Source organism: Mesorhizobium sp. M0954 (assembly GCF_040319155.1).
In the GTDB taxonomy this organism is placed as follows: Bacteria; Pseudomonadota; Alphaproteobacteria; order Rhizobiales; family Rhizobiaceae; genus Mesorhizobium.
Genome location: NZ_JAMYNR010000009.1, coordinates 205,834 through 225,237, shown reverse-complemented (window position 1 = coordinate 225,237; position 19,404 = coordinate 205,834). Strand labels below are relative to the sequence as shown.

The 19,404-nt window shown below is 60.1% G+C and carries 19 protein-coding genes and 1 tRNA gene; 12 read left to right on the top strand and 8 right to left on the bottom strand.

Annotation, left to right across the window (positions count from 1 at the left end; all coding sequences use genetic code 11):
• The first annotated feature begins 30 nt into the window (after positions 1–30).
• Positions 31–105: transfer RNA gene (locus NKH93_RS15190), tRNA-Glu, on the top strand.
• 122 nt (positions 106–227) lie between these two features.
• Here NKH93_RS15190 and NKH93_RS15185 read toward each other — a convergent pair.
• Entirely contained in the window at positions 228–524 is a 297-nt protein-coding gene (locus NKH93_RS15185; protein ID WP_023678889.1) for a DUF982 domain-containing protein, read from the bottom strand.
• Positions 525–820: 296 nt separating this feature from the next.
• Here NKH93_RS15185 and map point away from each other — a divergent pair, with 296 nt between their 5' ends.
• Together map and radC are read left to right on the top strand one after the other, a co-directional pair.
• Positions 821–1,648, top strand: coding sequence for a type I methionyl aminopeptidase (gene map, locus NKH93_RS15180; RefSeq protein WP_352451363.1), 828 nt, complete (start codon positions 821–823; stop codon positions 1,646–1,648).
• A 52-nt stretch (positions 1,649–1,700) separates the two neighbouring features.
• Positions 1,701–2,447 (top strand): RadC family protein, encoded by a 747-nt coding sequence (gene radC / locus NKH93_RS15175; RefSeq protein ID WP_352766770.1) that lies wholly within the window; start codon positions 1,701–1,703, stop codon positions 2,445–2,447.
• Between the two features lie 88 nt (positions 2,448–2,535).
• On the opposite strand, the gene NKH93_RS15170 is transcribed toward radC, so the two are convergent.
• From NKH93_RS15170 to NKH93_RS15160, 3 genes are all read right to left on the bottom strand, one after another.
• Positions 2,536–5,115 carry a bifunctional diguanylate cyclase/phosphodiesterase gene (locus NKH93_RS15170; RefSeq protein ID WP_352970807.1) on the bottom strand — a complete coding sequence of 860 codons (2,580 nt, stop codon included), beginning with the start codon at positions 5,113–5,115 and terminating at the stop codon, positions 2,536–2,538.
• A gap of 447 nt (positions 5,116–5,562) precedes the next feature.
• Positions 5,563–6,606: a class I SAM-dependent methyltransferase gene (locus tag NKH93_RS15165; RefSeq protein WP_352685540.1), complete on the bottom strand. Its 1,044-nt coding sequence runs from the start codon at positions 6,604–6,606 to the stop codon at positions 5,563–5,565.
• A gap of 59 nt (positions 6,607–6,665) precedes the next feature.
• The gene (locus tag NKH93_RS15160; protein ID WP_352685539.1) at positions 6,666–7,760 is read right to left on the bottom strand and encodes a glycosyltransferase family 4 protein; all 1,095 of its coding nucleotides are present in this window, start codon (positions 7,758–7,760) and stop codon (positions 6,666–6,668) included.
• A 494-nt stretch (positions 7,761–8,254) separates the two neighbouring features.
• Between NKH93_RS15160 and NKH93_RS15155 the strand changes: the two genes are divergently transcribed.
• The 9 genes from NKH93_RS15155 to NKH93_RS15115 all read left to right on the top strand — a co-directional run bounded on the left by NKH93_RS15155 (position 8,255) and on the right by NKH93_RS15115 (position 16,027).
• Complete coding sequence (locus NKH93_RS15155; RefSeq protein WP_352451366.1) at positions 8,255–8,611, top strand: SPW repeat protein; 357 nt, start codon at positions 8,255–8,257, stop codon at positions 8,609–8,611.
• Positions 8,612–8,742: 131 nt separating this feature from the next.
• Entirely contained in the window at positions 8,743–9,192 is a 450-nt protein-coding gene (locus tag NKH93_RS15150) for a DUF2231 domain-containing protein (protein ID WP_352470450.1), read from the top strand.
• Positions 9,192–10,538 (top strand): PQQ-dependent sugar dehydrogenase, encoded by a 1,347-nt coding sequence (locus NKH93_RS15145; RefSeq protein ID WP_352766775.1) that lies wholly within the window; start codon positions 9,192–9,194, stop codon positions 10,536–10,538. Before NKH93_RS15150 ends, NKH93_RS15145 begins: the two co-directional genes overlap by 1 nt.
• Positions 10,539–10,880: 342 nt before the next feature.
• The gene (coxB, locus tag NKH93_RS15140) at positions 10,881–11,696 is read left to right on the top strand and encodes a cytochrome c oxidase subunit II (protein WP_352500857.1); all 816 of its coding nucleotides are present in this window, start codon (positions 10,881–10,883) and stop codon (positions 11,694–11,696) included.
• A 91-nt stretch (positions 11,697–11,787) separates the two neighbouring features.
• Positions 11,788–13,557 carry a cytochrome c oxidase subunit I gene (gene ctaD, locus NKH93_RS15135; protein ID WP_352470447.1) on the top strand — a complete coding sequence of 590 codons (1,770 nt, stop codon included), beginning with the start codon at positions 11,788–11,790 and terminating at the stop codon, positions 13,555–13,557.
• Positions 13,554–14,258, top strand: coding sequence for a cytochrome c oxidase subunit 3 (locus NKH93_RS15130; RefSeq protein WP_352470446.1), 705 nt, complete (start codon positions 13,554–13,556; stop codon positions 14,256–14,258). The genes ctaD and NKH93_RS15130 overlap by 4 nt, the downstream gene beginning before the upstream one ends.
• Positions 14,259–14,271: 13 nt before the next feature.
• Entirely contained in the window at positions 14,272–14,994 is a 723-nt protein-coding gene (locus tag NKH93_RS15125) for a heme-copper oxidase subunit III family protein (protein WP_023678903.1), read from the top strand.
• A 10-nt stretch (positions 14,995–15,004) separates the two neighbouring features.
• Positions 15,005–15,409, top strand: coding sequence for a cytochrome C oxidase subunit IV family protein (locus NKH93_RS15120; protein WP_352470444.1), 405 nt, complete (start codon positions 15,005–15,007; stop codon positions 15,407–15,409).
• A 144-nt stretch (positions 15,410–15,553) separates the two neighbouring features.
• Positions 15,554–16,027 carry an aminoacyl-tRNA deacylase gene (locus NKH93_RS15115; RefSeq protein WP_352577606.1) on the top strand — a complete coding sequence of 158 codons (474 nt, stop codon included), beginning with the start codon at positions 15,554–15,556 and terminating at the stop codon, positions 16,025–16,027.
• A 66-nt stretch (positions 16,028–16,093) separates the two neighbouring features.
• On the opposite strand, the gene NKH93_RS15110 is transcribed toward NKH93_RS15115, so the two are convergent.
• The 4 genes from NKH93_RS15110 to NKH93_RS15095 all read right to left on the bottom strand — a co-directional run bounded on the left by NKH93_RS15110 (position 16,094) and on the right by NKH93_RS15095 (position 19,389).
• Complete coding sequence (locus NKH93_RS15110) at positions 16,094–16,906, bottom strand: DUF2189 domain-containing protein (RefSeq protein WP_352831546.1); 813 nt, start codon at positions 16,904–16,906, stop codon at positions 16,094–16,096.
• A gap of 315 nt (positions 16,907–17,221) precedes the next feature.
• On the bottom strand, positions 17,222–18,154 hold the full coding sequence (locus NKH93_RS15105) for a heme o synthase (protein ID WP_352500859.1): 933 nt from the start codon (positions 18,152–18,154) through the stop codon (positions 17,222–17,224).
• Positions 18,155–18,301: 147 nt separating this feature from the next.
• Complete coding sequence (locus NKH93_RS15100) at positions 18,302–18,655, bottom strand: c-type cytochrome (protein WP_502893720.1); 354 nt, start codon at positions 18,653–18,655, stop codon at positions 18,302–18,304.
• 212 nt (positions 18,656–18,867) lie between these two features.
• A complete protein-coding gene (locus NKH93_RS15095; protein ID WP_352470439.1) occupies positions 18,868–19,389 on the bottom strand; it encodes a hypothetical protein in 522 nt (173 codons plus the stop codon).
• Positions 19,390–19,404 lie beyond the last annotated feature (15 nt).

Sequence of the window (19,404 nt, the reverse complement as noted above, 5' to 3'; positions counted from 1 at the left end):
CGACGCAACTATAAGCGCTCACATCTGAGCGCGCCCATCGTCTAGCGGTCAGGACACCGCCCTTTCACGGCGGTAACAGGGGTTCGATTCCCCTTGGGCGTACCAGCATTTCAACTTGGCATGTCTATCGCCAGCGTGATGCTGCGCAAGCTTTGCTGGACCCGCCACTCTGATAGGGATGTCGGCAAGAAGAGGCGAAGACGACTGAGGACTACGTCGAAGGCTGTCTAAGCCCGCAGTCCCCTCGCCTCGCCGCCGCGCTTGCGCGGAACCATCATGTCCCTGGCAAGCAGGCCGCTCACCCGGCAAAAGGCCATGAAGGCCCGCCATGCGTCTTCGGTCTCGACGATGTCCACCGTGGCGCCAAAACAGGCATTGAACGCGGCCTGATAGGTTGGTCCCTTCCGGCGAACCGGCCACGTTTGCAGGAAATCGAGCGCCTGCTCGACACTGTAGATTTCCTCGACCGGCTGGCCGGGCACAGGCGCGATCCGCACCGGCACCTCGAATTGCAGTCTGTCCATTCGATCTCTCCCGAACTGACACCCCCGCAGTAACGCCGTTCGTCGCAAAAAATTGCCGTGGCGGCTTAATGCTTGGGCCGCTTCTCACCTAGAAATGTGTCGTCACTACGGTGGTCAATGAACCTGGCGAAGCATGGGCCGTTAGAGGCAAAGAGAATGCCCCCAGGCGTGAATATCGCCGGTCTTCGGCGGTCGCCGGCAGTTCGTCCTTGAACCTTGCGCTTTCCAGTGCCAAATCTGGGAAGGTTTCTCTCGCGGAGGCTCATCCAGCCCCGCATCCCTGCAAGACGGATAAAATGGTCACCTATCTCGACGCCGCCACGGCACCGCTCAGAAACACCGGCCAGATCCGTCTTTACGACGAGGAAGGTTTTGTCGGCATGCGCAAGGCTTGCGATCTCACCGCGCGCTGCCTCGACGAACTGGTACCGATTGTGGCGCCCGGCGTCACCACCGAAGCGATTGATCGCTTCGTCTTCGAGTTCGGGATGGACCATGGCGCGCTTCCGGCGACGCTCAACTACCGTGGCTATACGAAATCATCCTGCACCTCGATCAACCACGTCGTCTGTCACGGCATACCCGACAACAAGCCGTTGAAGGATGGCGACATCGTCAATATCGACGTCACCTATATCCTCGACGGCTGGCATGGCGACTCCTCGCGCATGTATCCGGTGGGCACGATCAAGCGTGCCGCAGAGCGGCTGCTCGAAGTCACGTATGAGTGCCTGATGCGCGGCATCGCGGCAATCAAGCCGGGCGCCCGAACCGGCGCCATCGGCGCCGCCATCCAGACCTATGCCGAAGCCGAGCGTTGCTCGGTGGTGCGCGATTTCTGCGGCCACGGGGTTGGCCGGCTGTTTCACGACGCGCCGAATATCCTGCATTACGGCAGCGCCAGCGAAGGCGTCGAGATGCGGCCGGGCATGATCTTCACCGTCGAGCCGATGATCAATCTCGGCCGGCCGCATGTGAAAGTGCTGTCGGACGGCTGGACCGCGGTGACGCGCGACCGTTCGCTGTCGGCGCAGTACGAGCACACGATCGGCGTCACCGAGACCGGCTGCGAGATCTTCACGCTGTCGCCAAAAAACCTCGACCGCCCCGGCCTGCGGGCCTAGTGTCTGGCAGATCGGGCGTTACCTTGCCCGGCAAATGCTGGGTGGGGCAGCCATGAACAATAACGACGACGAGCGGGCCTTCTTTCCCGAAAGGCCAGTGCGATCGCCCGCGAAGGCGGTGGCCGCCGACAAGCCGCATTATCTCGGCCATCGCGACCGCCTGCGCGAGCGCTTCGCCGCCGGTGCCAACACCCTCCCCGACTACGAACTGCTCGAGCTTTTATTGTTTCGGCTGATCCCGCGCGCCGACACCAAGCCGGTCGCCAAGGCATTGCTGGCACGCTTCGGTACATTGGCCGAGGTCCTCGGTGCGTCCGTCGAGCGCCTGCAGGAGGTGAAGGGCATCGGCCCGGCGGTGGCGCTCGACCTCAAGGTGGTTGCGGCAACGGCGCAGCGCATGGCGCGCGGCGAGATCGCCGGCCGCGAGCTGTTGTCGACCTGGACGCAGGTTCTCGAATACTGCCGGTCGGTGATGGCCTTCGAGGAGCGCGAGCAGTTCCGCATCCTGTTCCTCGACAAGAAAAACGCGCTGATCGCCGACGAAGTCCAGCAGGTCGGCACCGTCGACCACACACCGGTCTATCCGCGCGAGGTGGTCAGGCGCGCCTTGGAGCTCTCCGCCACGGCGATCATTCTGGCGCATAACCATCCGTCGGGAGACCCGACGCCGTCGCGCGCCGACATCGAGATGACCAAGCTGATCATCGAGACGGCCAAACCGCTTGGTATTGCCGTTCACGACCACATCATCATCGGCAGGAAAGGCCACTCCAGCATGAAGGGGCTGCTGCTGATCTGAGGTTTGGCGTTGTTTTCAGCTTTGTCCGCTGTACGCCTATGTACCGCAACGTGAAGGCGGTCGGCTCGATAAATTCTGGCGCCGAGGCTCAGCTGGCCGTGCGCAGGCGCCGCGATCGGACAAAGGTCTTAAGTCCCTCGGAGTCGAACGCGTGGCCGAAGGCATAACCCTGCAATATGTCGCAGCCCAGGCCCTTGAGTAGCCGTGCATGCTGCATCGTCTCAACGCCTTCCGCCACGACCTCGATACCCAGCGACTTGCCGATTTCAATGATCGACGAGACAACCTGCCTTCTCTGCGGAGATTTGACGATTGGGGTGACCAGCTGCCGATCAATCTTCAGCCGGCGCGGCTGCAACTTCAGCAGACTGACCATCGAAGCGTAGCCGGTACCAAAATCGTCTATTTCGACGTCAATCCCCAGCTCTTTTATCTGCTCGATGTTCCACGTGACAAGGTCGTCGTTCTCGTCCAGGAAAATCGACTCAACAAGCTCAAACGAAACTGTTCCCTTCTTGATATTTAGCTCTCGCAGGCTCTTGATGAGCTCCTCATCCTGAAGGCGCCTGGCCGAGACATTGACCGACACCCGCGGAATGTGAAGTTTTGCAGCGGACCACGCTTCGAAATCCGAAAGCGATTGCTTCAATATGGCTTGGTCGATGATCGAGACAACGTTCAGTTCTTCTGCAATTCTCAGGAAGACGTCGGGCGCCAAAATACCCTTTATTGGATGTTTCCACCTCGCTAGCGCCTCAACCCCAACGATTTCGAGCGTCTTTGCGTCAAATTGGGGCTGGTAGAACGGGATGAACTCGTTGCGCTCAAGGCCGCCGAGAATTTCGTCGGCAATCCGCTTGGTATCGACGATTTCGCTTTGCATCGCGTCGGTGAAGAATTCGTATCGATTGCGCCCCCGCCCCTTTGCTCGGTAAAGCGCGATATCGGCGTTCACCAGCAGGTGTTTGGCTTCGACATCTTTTCCGTTATCGACAGCGATTCCCACGCTGACACCAAAACGGCATCGATGACCCTGATAGTAGACCGGTTCGCGCATCTGGCTGATGACGCGGTCGGCGAGCAGCGCCAGCTGCTTGGTATCGTCGCGCACCACGCACAGAACGATGAATTCGTCTCCCCCGATACGGGCGACGAATCCCTCGTCGCCGACCTTCGACCTGAGCACGGTTGACGCGTGAACCAACATCGCGTCACCGGCGGCGTGGCCCAGCGTATCGTTGATGTGCTTGAACCGATCCAGATCTATGTGAAGCAGTGCCGCGTGCCCGCCTGAGCGCCTGGCGTTTGCCGCGTAATGTTCCAGTACCTGGTCGAGGTAACGCCGGTTGGGCAAGCCGGTCAGCGAATCATGAAGCGCGATGTGCTCTATGCGCGCTTTGGCTGACTCGAGTTCTGCATTTTTCGACTCGGACAGCTGTTTTGCACGAACCAGATCCTTGTTCAGCAGGACGTCGGCAGTCACGTCCCATTCCGCGCCGATCATTTTTGGGGTGTCGTTTGCGACCCGGTAAACGATCGCCTTGGACCGGACATGACGGATCTCGCCATCCTGACGCACAATCCGGTACTCCGACAAATATGGTCGTCCGCTGGCCACCGCCCTGTCGAAGTCCGCGTTGGCGCCAGCCAAATCATCTGGGTGGATTGCTCCCGCCCAGTCTGGATAGCCCCGGTGCTCGCCGGTTGGTTTGCCATATATTTCGTTGACGCGATCATCCCACGTAAGCTCGTTGGTCGCGAGATCGTGTTCCCAAACCCCAATAGCCGAAGCTTCCAGGGCGAGTTCCAAGCGTCGTGACAATCGACGCAATTCCGCATAATTGCGCTGTCTTTCGCCAATCAGGCGGCCTGTGACCAGGAAAGGGAACACAACCAAGGCTCCGGCCGTCGCCATGATAGCGCGCAACAACCATGCGTTGCTTGGCGTCGAAGGCCAGCCATTTTTGGGAATGGCCGCGATTTGCCACGAACCGGACGGGAGCACAACGTCGGCTGTCACCGGATCGCTTTTGCTGATCCGCTCACTACCGTAGAATTGGTCTCCATTTTGGCCGAGAGCGTCCCTGCCGATCAGCGCTATGTCAATCCCGAGATCGTCGTCAAGCAGCCCGCTCGCCCGATAAAGACGCTGCACGTCGACAACGGCGGAAATGATGCCCCAGAACCTTTCCGTATTGCCCGCGCTCCGCACGAAAACCGGAAAGCGGCCGATGAAGCCTTGTCCTCCCTGCTTCAGCTCGACGGGGCCGGCAAGCACCAGCTTGCGTTCGTCTCGCGCCCTTAGCGCAGCCGCACGCTGTCGTTCGTTCTTGCGGTAGTCCAGGCCCATCGCCTGCTCGTTACCCTCCATCGGGTACATCAGGGAAACGACCAGATCGGGCGCGCCGGCAATATTGTTCAATTGCGAGTCGGCGCCAAACAGATTGCTCGCGAGTGAGGCGAAGCGTTGCTGTCCCATATAGGGCTCGGTCACGACCGCGGAGACCAATCCACGCACGAGTTGAAGGTTTCCGTTGATATTGCCTTCGAGCTTGGCGCGGATGAGGTTGACCTTGGTCAGCACGTCCGAACGGACGGCCTGGTCCGAGACGACTTTGTTCTGGTGCTCCGCGAACGCAGCGCTGATAAGTATGACGACAAGCGCGATCGCCGCCGGAATATTTGCCGACGAAAAGACGACCTCCTTGATGCCGCCGAACCTAGCGCGGAAAAAAGCCAATAGGCGATTCCTCAAGTGCCATTTCAGGTTTTCGGGTCGACCCGATGAGGAACATTAGCTTTCAATGTTTAATTTGACCTTCACGCTCCTTAGAGCTTTTGCACTTCCGACCGTTGCTGATGTTGCAGGCCCGAGCGGTTGGAGCCAGCTGCCGACTTCCACTGCCATGGTCCCACTGATTGAGATGCGCTGGCGCCGGCGATCCAGCGTCTGTCGACCATTCGCGAGGAGATCTGCTCATCTCAAGGCGCTCGTCTGTGGAAGCGGACCGAGAGAGAGGCCGGCTAGACCTGGCTTGCTCGGAAGATCGAGGAGCGCGAGCGCGATTGCACAAGTCGACGCTCCGACCCGGGTACTCTGGAGCGTTGACCTGGACTAGTGCCCCTCAATCGCCTTGGGAGACACAAGGTATGGTATCTTGCCGACGCTGCGCTTCGTCGCGCCAATGGAATAAGCCATCGGTATCTTGGGAGAGTTCTCCGGCAAGCCGTACATATCCTTGCCGGCCCGCACGGCAAATGAAAAGTGCTGCCACGAAACCGTGTCATGCTCATTGAGAAAATCGAGCGTCAGACCAGCTGAAATCAGCGCATTCACCACGTCACTGATCGGGTGGATCCATTCATAATAGCGAGGATGCTTCAAGATGCGATCATCGCCGGTGTAGGTCAGTTCCTCGTTCCAGGCGAGCGGCCGAGCTATCGGCGTTCGCCAGTCGTGCTTCAATTCCAGGGCCGCGGCCTTTCGATCGCACTGAAACAGCAATGGATGGCCCTCGGCCATGTAGAGGCGGCCGCCGGGTCGCAGAAGATCGGCAACCACCCGCGCCCAACGGAACACGTCGTCCAGCCAGTTTACCGAACCCCAGGTAACGTAAGCGATATCAAAGGTCCGGCCGAGCGCTTCCACCGCCTCGAACAGTGGCGCTTCCACGAAGCGCACGTCGGTGCCTGCCTTCGCAGCAAAATCCCGCGCCGCCACGATCGCCGTCGGTGAAAAGTCGAGCCCGGTCACGCTGCCTGCGCCGAGATTCTTCAGGCTGATCGTGTCAAGACCGATGTGACACTGCAGGTGGACGATATCCTTGCCGGCGATATCGCCGAGCTCGCGCGTTTCCAGCTCATAGAGATTGGATCCGCCGGCCAGCACATTCTCGATGTGGTAGCTGCCCGTTGTGTCGGTCGAGTGCAGTTCGGCCCGATCATCCCAATTAAGGCGGTTCGCGCCCAGAAACCGTTCCAAATTCCCCCACCCCTGACCGACGCATGGTAAACAAGTCGTTAAAGCACCTTTGCAGCGAAAGTAGCGCGCGTCAATCCGGACCGGGCGGCAGTACGACGCCGCTCGCGAAAGCATTAGTCCCGGGAAGGCTTGCTGCTGATCAAAGGCTTCTGGCGCGATCGCCGCGCCCGGCGACAAGACCCCGCAGGCGCTCCCGGACTCCGCCGTCGTGGTCTGTATGTGGATCAGTCGGTTCCTCAGCCCGGCACAGCCACCATCGCGATATTTCTGGAGAGCTCGTTTGTGGGGGCAACTGCGTCTGCCGTGCCGCTCGTGAGTGCTCGGTAGAGTGCCAGATAATCGCTGCACATGCGCTCGACCGTGAACCGCTTCTCGAACGTCTGCCGCACTCGTGCGCGATCGAGGCTGTCTATGCGCCGGAGCGCGCCCACGGCTTCCTCCACCGTATCCACGATCCATCCGGACACACCGTCATCGATGATCTCCGGGACGGCGCCACGCCGGAACGCAACCACCGGCGTACCGCAGGCCATTGCTTCGATCGTTACGAGACCGAAGGGTTCCGGCCAGTCGATCGGAAACAAAAGCGCTTTCGCATTGCCCAGAAAATCCGCCTTTTGCCGCTCATCGATCTCGCCAATGAACTCCACGTTCGAATGCCGCAGCACTTGCGGCTCGACCCTTTCCTTCCAGAACGACTGGTCCACCTTGTCGATTTTGGCGGCGATCTTCAGGGGAAACCCGGCCCGCGCTGCTATTTGTATGGCGGCTTCCGGCCCCTTTTCCGGCGAGATGCGACCGAGAAACGCAAGATAGCCAGAGGTGTTCGGGTGGAATGGCAGAAGATCGCGGGGTAGGCCATGATGCACGGTTCCAACCCAATTGACGGGCGGCATGGGCCGGCGCTGGTCGAAGGAAATCGAGACCAGGGGAACGTCGTCGAACATCGCATAAAGCTGCGCCAGATCGGGCAGGTCGAGCCTGCCGTGAAGCGTGGTAACCGTTCGTCTGGCAAAATCCCGAATTATGGGGAAGTGCAGAACATCGACGTGGAAATGCAAAACGTCGAATTCACCGGCTCGCCGGCGCACCCGTTCAAGCATCATCACATGGTGCGGACCACCGTCCTGGACCCTGGGGTTCAGGCGCAGCGCGACGTCGCAACACGGCACCAGCTCGGCTGAGGTACGAGAATCGGCGCTGGCGAACAGCGTCACCTCGTGGCCCTGTCGGACAAGTTCTTCGGTCAGATACGAAACAATTCGCTCGGTTCCACCGTAGGTTCGGGGCGGCACGGATTCGGTTAGCGGTGCGATCTGGGCTATTTTCATCTAGAAAATCTTTTCGGCGGCGATCGCCGTCTTTCAAACAAGCTTCGGCGGCAACCAAGACAAGCGAGAGCTTCCCGTTGCGAAGTATTCTATGCAGAGCGCATTTATAGTTGTGCCGTCCGTGCTCCTCCCGTGCAATCAGGTTTCCCTTATTCAACTCCTCTGCATCCAAGAACTGCGATCCACGAGAAATGTTTCACCGGCTCGATAAAAAGACAGAATGAGCTACGCGCCGCCGCCCCGCCGCCCCTGACAGGCAGCCTTTGGATCGCTCGATCACCACCAATTGATCCAGGCGTGCCGGTGCCGAATGGAACATAAAGCCCGGAATTCAGTTAGATAGCTGGATTTGGCTGGAGTACCGCCAGATGCGGAATTCCAGCCGGGCAGGGCACTACCGTGACACGGAGTGAGCGGCTTCGGGCGCATCTCGCCGAACTCAGGCACCACCTTGCCGAACTCGGGAGCCATAAACGCTCCCTATGGAGGATGCCATGAACCAGTGGACAAACGCCAGGCTCTGTGACGTAGCCAACCTGATCCTTGGGGCAATTCTGTTCTTCTCCCCCTGGATCTTCACCTTTGCGGCAGGCCCGCAGACGCAGAACGCCCTCGGCAGCGGAATCTTGATTGTCGTGCTTTCGGTTGCCGCCCTCGCAGCATTTGCCGTGTGGGAAGAGTGGGTGAACCTGGTCGTCGGACTGTGGGTTCTCGCATCGCCCTGGGTGCTTGGATTCCAGGCGACCACGGCGATGACCGTGCATGTCGTGATCGGCATTCTGGTCGCCGTGCTGGCGGCGATCGAGCTCTGGATGATGTATCAGAACCCGCCGACCCAGTCCGCCGCCTAACAGGCGCAGCCAGCCAGCGCCCTTTTTTGGGCCTGACGGATCTATCGGTCGTCTGCCGGTCTCTCGGCAACAGCCGCCGGAGGCCGGGTAGGCGGCGTTTGTTTGGACGAGAATAGGAAGGATGGCGCATTATGGTCGGTGACAATCCGCGTTCGACGGCCAGGATTGCGGGACATCCTATTCATCCGATGCTCGTGCCATTTCCGATCGCCTGCTTCGTCGGCACCCTGCTGACGGATCTAGCCTATTGGCGAACAGCGGAGATGATGTGGGCTGACTTCTCCGCTTGGCTGGTTACCGTCGGCGTGATCATGGGCTGCCTGGCAGCGATCGCGGGGCTGATCGATTTCCTGGCCAATCCGCTGATAAGGGCACAGCCCCCCGCCTGGCCGCACGTGCTCGGCAATCTTCTGGCGCTGGCGTTATCCATCATCAACATGCTCGTGCACACCCGCGATGCATGGACCTCCATCGTTCCTACAGGCTTGATCCTCTCGGCGGTTGTCGTGCTCGTCCTCATCTTCACTGGTTGGCTGGGCTGGTCCATGGTGTACCGGCATCACGTCGGAGTCGCGGATTGATGCGCATAGCAAGCTCCATCGGTCAGACCAGGCGCATCGCGGTGTCCGTCCTCGTTTGCACTGCGGCGATCACTCTTGCAGCGTGCAGCGGCAACGACCCGGATCCCAGCAGTCAGATAGGGCCGAATCCAAAACTGCCGGAGCCGATCCAATATTTCTTCCCGCCGATGCATCTCGCTTCCGTGGTCGGATGGAAGAGCGATGAGAAGCCGACAGTCGCGCAGGGGCTGCAGATCCAGGCTTTTGCCCACGGCTTGCAGCATCCGCGGTCGCTTTATGTGCTGCCCAATGGCGACGTGCTGGTGGTCGAGTCCAAGGCGCCGGGTGGCGAACCGATCAAACGGCCCAAGGATTTGGTGATGGGCTGGATCGAATCCTGGGTCACCTCGGGCGGCGACAGCGGCCCAAGCAACCGCATTACGCTGCTGCGCGACGCCGATGGCGATGGCAAGCCGGAGCTGACCAGCGTATTCCTCGACCACCTGAGCTCCCCCTTTGGCGTGGCGCTGGTGGGAAGCGATCTCTACGTCGCCAATACCGACTCCATCGTCCGCTATCCCTACAACACCGGTGACACAAAGATCACCGCGCCCGGGACGCCGCTAACCGCCCTGCCCGGCGGCCCGATCGACCACCATTGGACGAAGAGCCTGGTGGCAAGCCCCGACGGCTCGCTGCTCTATGTCGGCATCGGCTCGAACAGCAACGTCGCCGAAAACGGCATCGAGGCGGAGAAGAACCGCGCCGCCATCTGGCAGGTAGACAGGGCCACCGGCCGGTCGCGCATTTTCGCCAGCGGTTTGCGCAATCCAAACGGCCTGAGCTGGGAGCCGCAGACCGGGGCGCTCTGGGCAGTGATCAATGAACGCGACGAGCTCGGCCCCAATCTCGTGCCGGATTATCTGACCTCGGTAAAGGATGGCGGCTTCTACGGATGGCCATACAGCTATTACGGCCAGCATCTCGATCCCCGCGTCATGCCCCAACGTCCGGACCTGGTCGCAAAAGCGATCGTTCCGGATTATGCACTGAGTTCCCACGTCGCCCCTCTGGGGCTGGCCTTCTATGCGGCAACCAGCCTTCCCGAGGCATATCGCGGCGGCGCCTTCGTTGGCGAGCATGGCAGCTGGAACCGCACGCGCTTCAATGGCTACAAGGTAGTTTTCGTACCATTCAGCGGCGGCCGTCCGAGCGGCGTCGCTACCGACGTGGTGACTGACTTCCTGGACAAGGACAACAAGGCGCGCGGCCGGCCTGTCGGCCTGGCTGTCGACAAAACCGGGGCCCTGCTCATCGCCGACGACGTCGGCAACACAGTTTGGCGGGTGACATCTGCCGGCCAATAAAGTGGCTCCACTCCCTTCGTCGAGCTGTCGGTCGAGCAGGTGGAGGGATCCCCGACGATCGCCGTTCCGGTGGTTCTGCTAGGCGCATTCGGCGTGCCCGCCATTGCCGGCTACTCCACGCTGACGATGTTTGCCGCGTGGCCGCATCGGGCGGGTGAGCTGGAAATAGATGAGGGCCTGCCGCTGATCACCGCCGAACCGAAGGACCGCCAGCGCCGCGAAATGGGTATTTTTGCCCTTCCCACAGCCGGCTCTAGAATTTTCATCGCAAATCAAGTTATGATGCACTTGGTATTTCCCGGGACGGCTTGCGCCGCTTGGAATACCGGGAGGAACCGGGACATGGCCGTTGCGCTTGTACTCGTTCTGATAGTCGTGGGCTCGGTGTTGTTCCACTTCCTGAGCCCATGGTGGTGGACGCCGATTGCCTCGAACTGGGACTATATCGACAACACCATCATCATAACTTTCTGGATCACCGGTGTCGTCTTCGCCGCCGTGGTTCTTTTCATGGCCTATTGCGTCTTCCGCTTCCGTCATCGGGAAGGCAATCAGGCGGCATACGAACCTGAGAACAGGCGGCTCGAATCCTGGCTGACGGTCGTCACCGCGGTTGGTGTCACCGCTTTGCTCGTTCCAGGCCTGTTCGTCTGGAGCCGGTTCGTTACCGTTCCAAGCGACGCAACCGAGGTCGAAGTCGTCGGCCAGCAGTGGCAATGGAGTTTCCGCCTCCCCGGCAAGGACGGCAAGCTCGGCACATCCGACACTCGCGACGTCAACGCTGAAAATCCACTCGGCGTCATCGCCACCGATGCCAACGGTCAGGACGATGTCGTAGTGGAAGCGGCCGACCTGCACCTCCCGGTAGGCAAACCGGTCAAGATGCTGCTCCGCTCGATCGATGTGCTGCACGATTTCTACGTGCCGGAATTCCGCGCCAAGATGGACATGATCCCGGGCTCGGTCACCTATTTCTGGTTCACTCCTACCAAGACCGGAACCTTCCAGGTCCTGTGTGCCGAACTCTGCGGCCAGGGACATCCGATGATGCATGGCGTGGTCATGGTCGATACTCAGGAAGACTATCTGGCGTGGCTTGGCCAGCAGCAGACTTTTGCGCAGCTGTCCGCGCCCCAGCAGATGGGCTCGGCAGAGTAGGAAACCGGAACGACGGCGCGCCGTCGGGATTGAAGTTAATGCGGCAAGTCCGAACTGTCGGGCTGGCCGAGAAGGGCACGGAGGTGTTCCTATGGTCGATATCACACCTGCAGATGCGGTACCGCCGGCCGAAGTCGCGGAAATGGAACTCTACCATCCGCACAGCTGGTGGACGAAATACGTTTTCTCGCAGGACGCCAAGGTCATCGCCATCCAGTATTCGGCGACGGCGACAGCGATCGGCATGGTCGCGCTGGTGCTATCCTGGCTGATGCGGCTGCAACTCGGCTTCCCCGGCACATTCGACTTCATCACCCCGGAAGCCTACTACCAGTTCATCACCATGCACGGCATGATCATGGTGATCTACCTGCTCACGGCACTCTTCCTGGGCGGCTTCGGCAACTATCTGATCCCGTTGATGGTTGGTGCTCGCGACATGGTCTTTCCCTATGTCAACATGCTGAGCTACTGGATCTATCTGCTCGCCGTGCTGGTCCTGGTGTCGAGCTTCTTTGCGCCCGGCGGACCGACGGGTGCCGGCTGGACGCTCTATCCGCCGCAGGCGATCATGACCGGTACGCCAGGCGGCCAGGACTGGGGCATCATCCTGATGCTTGTCTCGCTGATCCTGTTCATCGTCGGCTTTACCATGGGCGGCTTGAACTATGTCGTGACGGTGCTGCAGGGGCGCACGCGCGGCATGACGCTGATGCGCCTTCCGCTTACTGTCTGGGGTATTTTCACCGCCACCGTCATGGCACTGCTCGCCTTCCCGGCGCTGTTCGTCGCCTGCGTGATGATGCTGCTCGACCGGGCGCTCGGCACCAGCTTCTTCATGCCGGCGATCGTCGAGATGGGCGAACAGTTGCAGCACGGCGGCGGCAGCCCGATCCTGTTCCAGCATCTGTTCTGGTTCTTCGGCCATCCGGAGGTCTACATCGTGGCGCTTCCGGCCTTCGGCATCGTATCCGACCTGATCAGCACCCATGCGCGCAAGAACATCTTCGGCTACCGCATGATGGTCTGGGCCATCGTCGGCATCGGCGCGCTGAGCTTCGTGGTCTGGGCGCACCACATGTATGTCAGTGGCATGCATCCCTATTTCGGCTTTTTCTTCGCCACAACGACATTGATCATCGCCGTCCCAACAGCCATCAAGGTCTACAATTGGGTGCTGACGCTGTGGCGCGGCGACATCCACCTCACCATACCGATGCTTTTTGCCTTGGCCTTCATCGTCACCTTCGTCAATGGCGGGTTGACTGGGCTATTTCTTGGCAATGTCGTCGTCGACGTTCCGCTTTCGGACACGATGTTCGTCGTCGCCCATTTCCATATGGTCATGGGGGTTGCCCCGATCATCGTAATCTTCGGCGCGATCTATCACTGGTATCCGAAGGTCACCGGCCGGATGCTGAACGAGACACTGGGCCGGTTCCATTTCTGGGTCACCTTCCTCGGCGCCTATCTGATCTTCTTTCCCATGCACTATCTCGGCTTGATGGGCGTGCCGCGGCGGTACAACGAATTGACCGACATGACGATCATGACGGAATCGGCCCACCACCTGAACTCGTTTATCAGCATCATGGCTTTTATAGTCGGTTTTGCTCAGATTGTGTTTCTGTTTAATCTCATCTGGAGCATCCGCCATGGCCGTGAGGCTGGCGGCAATCCGTGGCGGGCAACGACGCTCGAGTGGCAGACGCCCGAAACACCGCCCGCCCACGGCAATTTCGGCAAGGATCTGCCGATCGTCTATCGCTGGGCCTATGACTACAGCGTACCGGGAGCCAAGGAGGACTTCATACCGCAAAACGTTCCGGGCTCCTTCGCGCCCTCCAGGGAGCCGGCATGAGCGTAATCCTGGTCTTCCTGCTCGTGATCGCCGGTATTGCCGGGTGGTGGCTTTCCCATCAGCGGCTAATGACGAAGCCGTGGCTCGAGCAAGGTATGATCGGGGATTTTGTCGCTCTGGACCGATCGGCGCTGCCGACCGCAAAGATCGGTCTCGGCGTCTTCCTTGCCGTCGTCGGCTGCCTGTTCGCGCTGTTCACCAGTGCTTACTTCATGCGCATGGCGCTGTCGGATTGGCGGCCGCTGCCCATCCCGCCCCTGCTCTGGCTTAACACCGGCGTACTGGTCTTGAGCAGCATCGCGATACAGTGCGCTTCGCTCGCGGTGCGCAAGGGTCAAGTGGATATGGTCAGGCTCGGCCTCGCCACCGCTGGACTCACGGCACTCGTCTTCCTGATTGGACAGCTTGTGGCATGGCGGGAACTGAGTGCGGATGGCTATTTTCTGGCATCCAATCCGGCCAACAGCTTCTTCTACCTGCTAACGGGAATGCATGGCCTGCATATACTGGGAGGACTGGTCGGGCTGGGCAGAACGAGCGTCGGCGCCTGGAACGGAGCGCAGCCGCAGCGGCTTCGCCTCAGTGTCGAGCTGTGCGCCATGTACTGGCATTTCCTGCTTTTCGTCTGGCTCGCCATCTTTGCGCTTCTGGCCGGCTGGGCTTCGACTTTAATCGACATTTGCCGAGGGTTGCTGACCTAGGAGGAACGGGCGGATGGCAGAGACGACACTGGCCCACATCGGCCGAACAGAGCCGCGGCCCGCAGGCTGGCAAGGCATCGCCGCCGACTGGTCCTCGGATCAGCGGGCGTTCAAAAACGTGTCCTGGGGCAAGGCCATGATGTGGATCTTCCTGCTCAGCGACACGTTCATCTTCGGCTGCTTCCTGCTCTCCTACATGACCGCGCGTATCTCAACACGTGTGCCGTGGCCCAATCCGAGCGAGGTCTTCGCCCTGCGCATCGGTGGCTCCGACATTCCACTGATCCTTATCGCCATCATGACCTTCGTGCTGATCTCGAGCAGCGGAACGATGGCCATGGCGGTCAATTTCGGCTACCGCCGCGACCGCCGCAAAACGGCAGTGCTGATGCTCTTGACCGCAGCACTCGGCGCGACCTTTGTCGGCATGCAGGCCTTCGAATGGACCAAGCTGATCACCGAGGGCGTGCGGCCTTGGGGCAATCCCTGGGGCGCTGCCCAGTTCGGCGCATCCTTTTTCATGATCACCGGCTTCCACGGCACGCACGTGACGATCGGGGTGATCTTCCTGATCATCGTGGCGCGAAAGGTCTGGCGCGGGGATTACGATGTCGGACGGCCCGGCTTCTTCACCAGCCGAAGGGGCCGCTACGAGAACGTCGAAATCATGGGGCTTTACTGGCATTTCGTCGACCTGGTCTGGGTGTTCATTTTCGCATTTTTCTATCTTTGGTGAGAGGCAGGACATGGCTGAAGCAACCGCAAACGGCCTGGGACAACACGCACTGGACAGCGCCCGTACCCATGATGCGACGACGACCGGCGTTACCCCGGCGGAGGTTCATCAGGAGCACCCGATCAAGCTCTATCTGGTGGTCTGGGCGTGGTTGTTCATCCTCAGCACCTGCTCCTATCTGGTCGACTATTTCGGTCTCCACGGCTATCTCAGATGGTCGCTGATCCTGATCTTCATGATCCTCAAGGCAGGACTGATCGTCGCCATCTTCATGCACATGGCCTGGGAACGGCTGGCACTGGCATATGCAATTATTCTGCCGCCGGTGCTGGTTCTGGTGTTCGTGACGATGATGGTCTTCGAAGCGGACTACACGCTTCTCACCCGAATGGCGTTTTTCGGGGCCGGGCCCTGACATGCAATCCGGATCCGGGCCGTCCGGTCCTGGAGCCTTCGCCTTGAAACAATCCACGGCTGGTCCATTTCTGTTGGTATCGGAAACGACAGGCGATGCCGGCGTTTCCACATGCGTCGCGAACACCAGCAAGGGGCGCCCAAGATGACCATCGCAAACAGACTGAAGGACTTCATCGATAGGAAAGGAATTTCCTACGACACCGTCGAGCATCACCGCACGGCGACAAGCAGACAATCCGCCATTGCGGCACATGTGCCTGGCAGCATAATGGCCAAATCGGTGGTCGTTCACCACGACCGTGGCTACGCGCTCGCCGTGGTTCCAAGCACGCACAGGATAGAACTCGCGACATTGCAGGATGTCATGGAGAAGCCTCTTGGACTTGCCTCCGAAGACGAGGTGGTCTCGTTGTTCGGCGATTGCGATGTCGGCGCTGTGCCGCCGATCGGCGCTGCCTATGATGTGCCAGTGGTCCTCGATGAAAGCCTCGGCGACGCTCCCGAAATCTATTTCGAGGGCGGTGACCATAGGACGCTGGTGCATGTGAGCGGCAAGGATTTCCGCGACCTGACAAAGGACGCACGCCAGGCCCGTTTCAGCCACCCGGCCTATTGAAAGCTCTGCCCCACCCTGCCCGCACCGGCACTTTCACCGGTGCGCGCAGGGCAGGTTTTTTTCAGCTCACGGTCTGGTGGCCGGCGGCGATTCTACAACTTTCCGATAGACATGCCAGGTCGCATGACCAAGGATCGGCAGCACGACTGCCAACCCGGCGAACACTGGCAGCGAGCCGACGATCAGGGCGACGGCGACGATAAGGCCCCACACGGCCATCACGATCGGGTTGGCCAGGACAACGCGCACCGAGGTGTGGATGGCTTCGTAGGCGCCGACATCGCGGTCGAGCAACAACGGGAATGCGACGACCGTGGTGCACAACACAACCGCGGCGAACACGAAGCCGATGGCGTGACCCAGGATGATGAGCGTCCAGCCGCGTCCCGTGGCAAATATTTCACCGATGAAACTGGACAGCGATTGCGGCGGCGCCGGGCCGAACAGGGTCTGGTAGAATATCTGGGCCGTCAAAAGCCAGGCGATGAAGATCGCAAGCAGCATGACGCCGACCGCTGCAATAGCCGGCAGTGCTGGAGAACTCCTGACCTCAAAGGCGTGCCTCCACGAGGCGTCGAGCCCGGCTTCCCGTCGCCGGCTGATCTCATAGAGGCCGATCGCCGCGAACGGACCAATCAGTGCAAAGCCGGACACAAGCGGAAACAGCAATGGCAGCGTGTTGTTACCTGATGTCCAGACAGCAAGCACGACACCCGCAATCGGATAGATCAGGCAGAGAAAAACGATGTGCGACGGCTTGACCATGAAATCATCGACGCCACGCCTGAGCGCATCAAAAAGATCGGAGACACCGATTTTTCGAATTCTGGTGTGTTCCAGCGTCTCGCTGGCGCCTGCTATTACGTGAAAGCTTGCCATGACCATTCCTCCAGACCAGGTCCGGTAAGGTCGCGTTTTACGGTGCTGCCGTTCCGCATGATTGGCCCACGCAAACCGCGACCTGCACCATGATCAATATACTCTCATGCGGGGGACTTGTCGCGCTTTGTAGGAAGGCCCGGGAGTAAGAGGTCCCGGGTAGCCTGACTAGCTACGGACGCCGTTCTTCGATATGCTCTTCTAGTCGAAGGTGAAGGTCATGGACGGAAGGACAGTTCTCATACTCGGCCTTGGCGTCGTTATTCTGCTGTTGCTGGGATTTTGTGCTCTGCCAATGTGATGTTTTGAGCCGGGTCAATAGTCGGCTGAAGCGATCACTCGCATTACAATGGTGTCGGCAAGCAACGCTGCAAATATTGCGAAAAGATAGACAATCGAATACGCAAACAGCGCCTTTGCCGGCTTCATCTCCTTGTCGGCGACGAGAACCTTCCAGGCCTGCCAAATGAAACCTGCACCCAACGCGGCTGAAGCAGTGCCGTAATATCCGCTCGCGAAGCCGAGGCCCCAAGGGAGCACGCCGATTGGCGCCAAGAGCAGCGAATAGGCGAAGATTTGTTTTCTGGTCGAGTGCTGGCCGGCCACATTCGGCATCATCGGGACCCCAGCCGCGGCATAGTCACCGACCTTGAAAAGGGCCAGCGCCCAGAAATGAGGCGGCGTCCAGAGGAAAATGATCAGAAACAGGATGAGACTTTCAATGCCGATTGCGCCGGTTGCAGCAACCCACCCGATCACCGGAGGAAGGGCGCCTGCCGCGCCGCCTATGACGATATTCTGTGGCGTCGAGCGCTTCAGCCACATCGTGTAGATAACGACATAGAAAAAGATGGTGAACGCCAACAACGATGCGGCGAGCCACCCCACCAGCACGCCGAGCGTCATGACCGACAGTGCGGAAAGCACCAGACCGAAGCTGAGAGCTTCGCCAGGCGTGACGCGACCGGACGGAATCGGTCGCTTGGACGTGCGAGACATCAAGGCGTCTATGTCTGCGTCGTACCACATATTGAGCGCGCCGGCGGCTCCCGCTCCAACCGCGATTGCGCCGATGGCAATTAAGGCGATAACTGGATTCATCACGCCGGGCGCCATCATCAGGCCGACGAAGGCCGTAAACACGGCAAGTGCCATGACGCGTGGTTTCAAAAGCGCAAAGAAATCACCCGCCGTCGCCTCCGAGAGGCGGATGCCGGTATCCTTGAGACGGCTTTCTTCAGTCGACATTCAGACGACCACCGATGGGAATGGCAGCCTAGCCGGCCAATGTCTTTTTTGCAACGAGTCGCCCTTCCCACCGACACTGCCGGCAGATTGCGGCCGAGGCTATGCCTCGACCTGTTTGCTATACCAAGATCCGGCGGAAGAGCCGGGCTATTTGGAGAATTGCTTCAGATAAGCAATGACATTGGCGACGTCCTCGTCCTTCTTGAGGCCGGGGAATGCCATCTTGGTTCCTTTGACCATCGCCTTGGGATCGTGAAGGTAGGTCGTCAGCGTGGCCTCATCCCATTTGACGCCGGACTTGCCGGCCTCGGTCATGGCCTTGGAATAGCTGAACCCTGGATGCGTGCCGGCCGTTCGGCCGATGACGCCGTTCAAGGACGGGCCGACCTTGTTCTGATCCTTGTCCGCGATATGGCAGACCTTGCATTTGGCGAAGACCTTCTCACCCGCCGCGGCATCCTGTGCCCGCGAGGGGCCGGCAATGACGGTGGCGACGGACATGATGACAAAAAACACAAAGGCACGCATGGCATTTCCTCCCTGATCGCCAATTTGCCCTGGCTGACCTGCACAGGCCGACATTTAGTCCGCTGGCATGCGCTCTTGAATGGCAGAACGGATATCCACTGCCTGGGGTTGCGGCACCTACATACCACGGAACCCGGCCGGCAGATAGAGTTCGGCCGTGCCAAGGTTTAATGCGGACAATCTGCTCAAGGCAATTTGGTGTTGCAGCTGGCGGCGATCCGGCCGATCGCCTCTTCAACTCCGGTGAGGTCAAACTCGGCTTTGCCGCGCCCCGACAGCAGCCCGAACCGCCAGGACAGCAGCAGCCGGTCCGCGGCAATCAGTCGCCTGATGCCGTCGGCACCGTCGCGGACCAGCATCCTGCTGCGCGGGCCGACCGACCAGCTTTCGTTGAGCTTGCCGGATTGGCCGACAGTCACCGACATGGCGATGGTTCGGCTCGCGGAAACGGTGTCGCTCAGCTGCAGCCATTCGCTCCAACGCGGTTCGCCGGCGGTCCGGCACGCGATCGTCAAAACCGGGCTGTAGCTCAATGCGCCGCCGCCGGTGATGAGCTTGTTGGTCGCGTAAAGCGAGGCGGTGACAAGGCCATCGCTGCTCTTGTCGAACCGCCAGTTGTCGAGAACCGTATCAGCCTGGGCAATGCCACAGACCGACGCAAGCAGGAACGCCGCCGCCACGCTTCCGATACCGAAGAACTGTCTCAACGATGCCTCCAACAA

Bases quoted from the DNA above. Each gene is read 5' to 3' on its own strand.
- NKH93_RS15185 (WP_023678889.1), bottom strand. From the start codon at position 524: ATGGACAGACTGCAATTCGAGGTGCCGGTGCGGATCGCGCCTGTGCCC.
- map (WP_352451363.1), top strand. From the start codon at position 821: ATGGTCACCTATCTCGACGCCGCCACGGCACCGCTCAGAAACACCGGC.
- radC (WP_352766770.1), top strand. From the start codon at position 1,701: ATGAACAATAACGACGACGAGCGGGCCTTCTTTCCCGAAAGGCCAGTG.
- NKH93_RS15160 (WP_352685539.1), bottom strand. From the start codon at position 7,760: ATGAAAATAGCCCAGATCGCACCGCTAACCGAATCCGTGCCGCCCCGA.
- NKH93_RS15155 (WP_352451366.1), top strand. From the start codon at position 8,255: ATGAACCAGTGGACAAACGCCAGGCTCTGTGACGTAGCCAACCTGATC.
- NKH93_RS15150 (WP_352470450.1), top strand. From the start codon at position 8,743: ATGGTCGGTGACAATCCGCGTTCGACGGCCAGGATTGCGGGACATCCT.
- NKH93_RS15145 (WP_352766775.1), top strand. From the start codon at position 9,192: ATGCGCATAGCAAGCTCCATCGGTCAGACCAGGCGCATCGCGGTGTCC.
- coxB (WP_352500857.1), top strand. From the start codon at position 10,881: ATGGCCGTTGCGCTTGTACTCGTTCTGATAGTCGTGGGCTCGGTGTTG.
- ctaD (WP_352470447.1), top strand. From the start codon at position 11,788: ATGGTCGATATCACACCTGCAGATGCGGTACCGCCGGCCGAAGTCGCG.
- NKH93_RS15130 (WP_352470446.1), top strand. From the start codon at position 13,554: ATGAGCGTAATCCTGGTCTTCCTGCTCGTGATCGCCGGTATTGCCGGG.
- NKH93_RS15125 (WP_023678903.1), top strand. From the start codon at position 14,272: ATGGCAGAGACGACACTGGCCCACATCGGCCGAACAGAGCCGCGGCCC.
- NKH93_RS15120 (WP_352470444.1), top strand. From the start codon at position 15,005: ATGGCTGAAGCAACCGCAAACGGCCTGGGACAACACGCACTGGACAGC.
- NKH93_RS15115 (WP_352577606.1), top strand. From the start codon at position 15,554: ATGACCATCGCAAACAGACTGAAGGACTTCATCGATAGGAAAGGAATT.
- NKH93_RS15110 (WP_352831546.1), bottom strand. From the start codon at position 16,906: ATGGCAAGCTTTCACGTAATAGCAGGCGCCAGCGAGACGCTGGAACAC.
- NKH93_RS15105 (WP_352500859.1), bottom strand. From the start codon at position 18,154: ATGTCGACTGAAGAAAGCCGTCTCAAGGATACCGGCATCCGCCTCTCG.
- NKH93_RS15100 (WP_502893720.1), bottom strand. From the start codon at position 18,655: ATGTCCGTCGCCACCGTCATTGCCGGCCCCTCGCGGGCACAGGATGCC.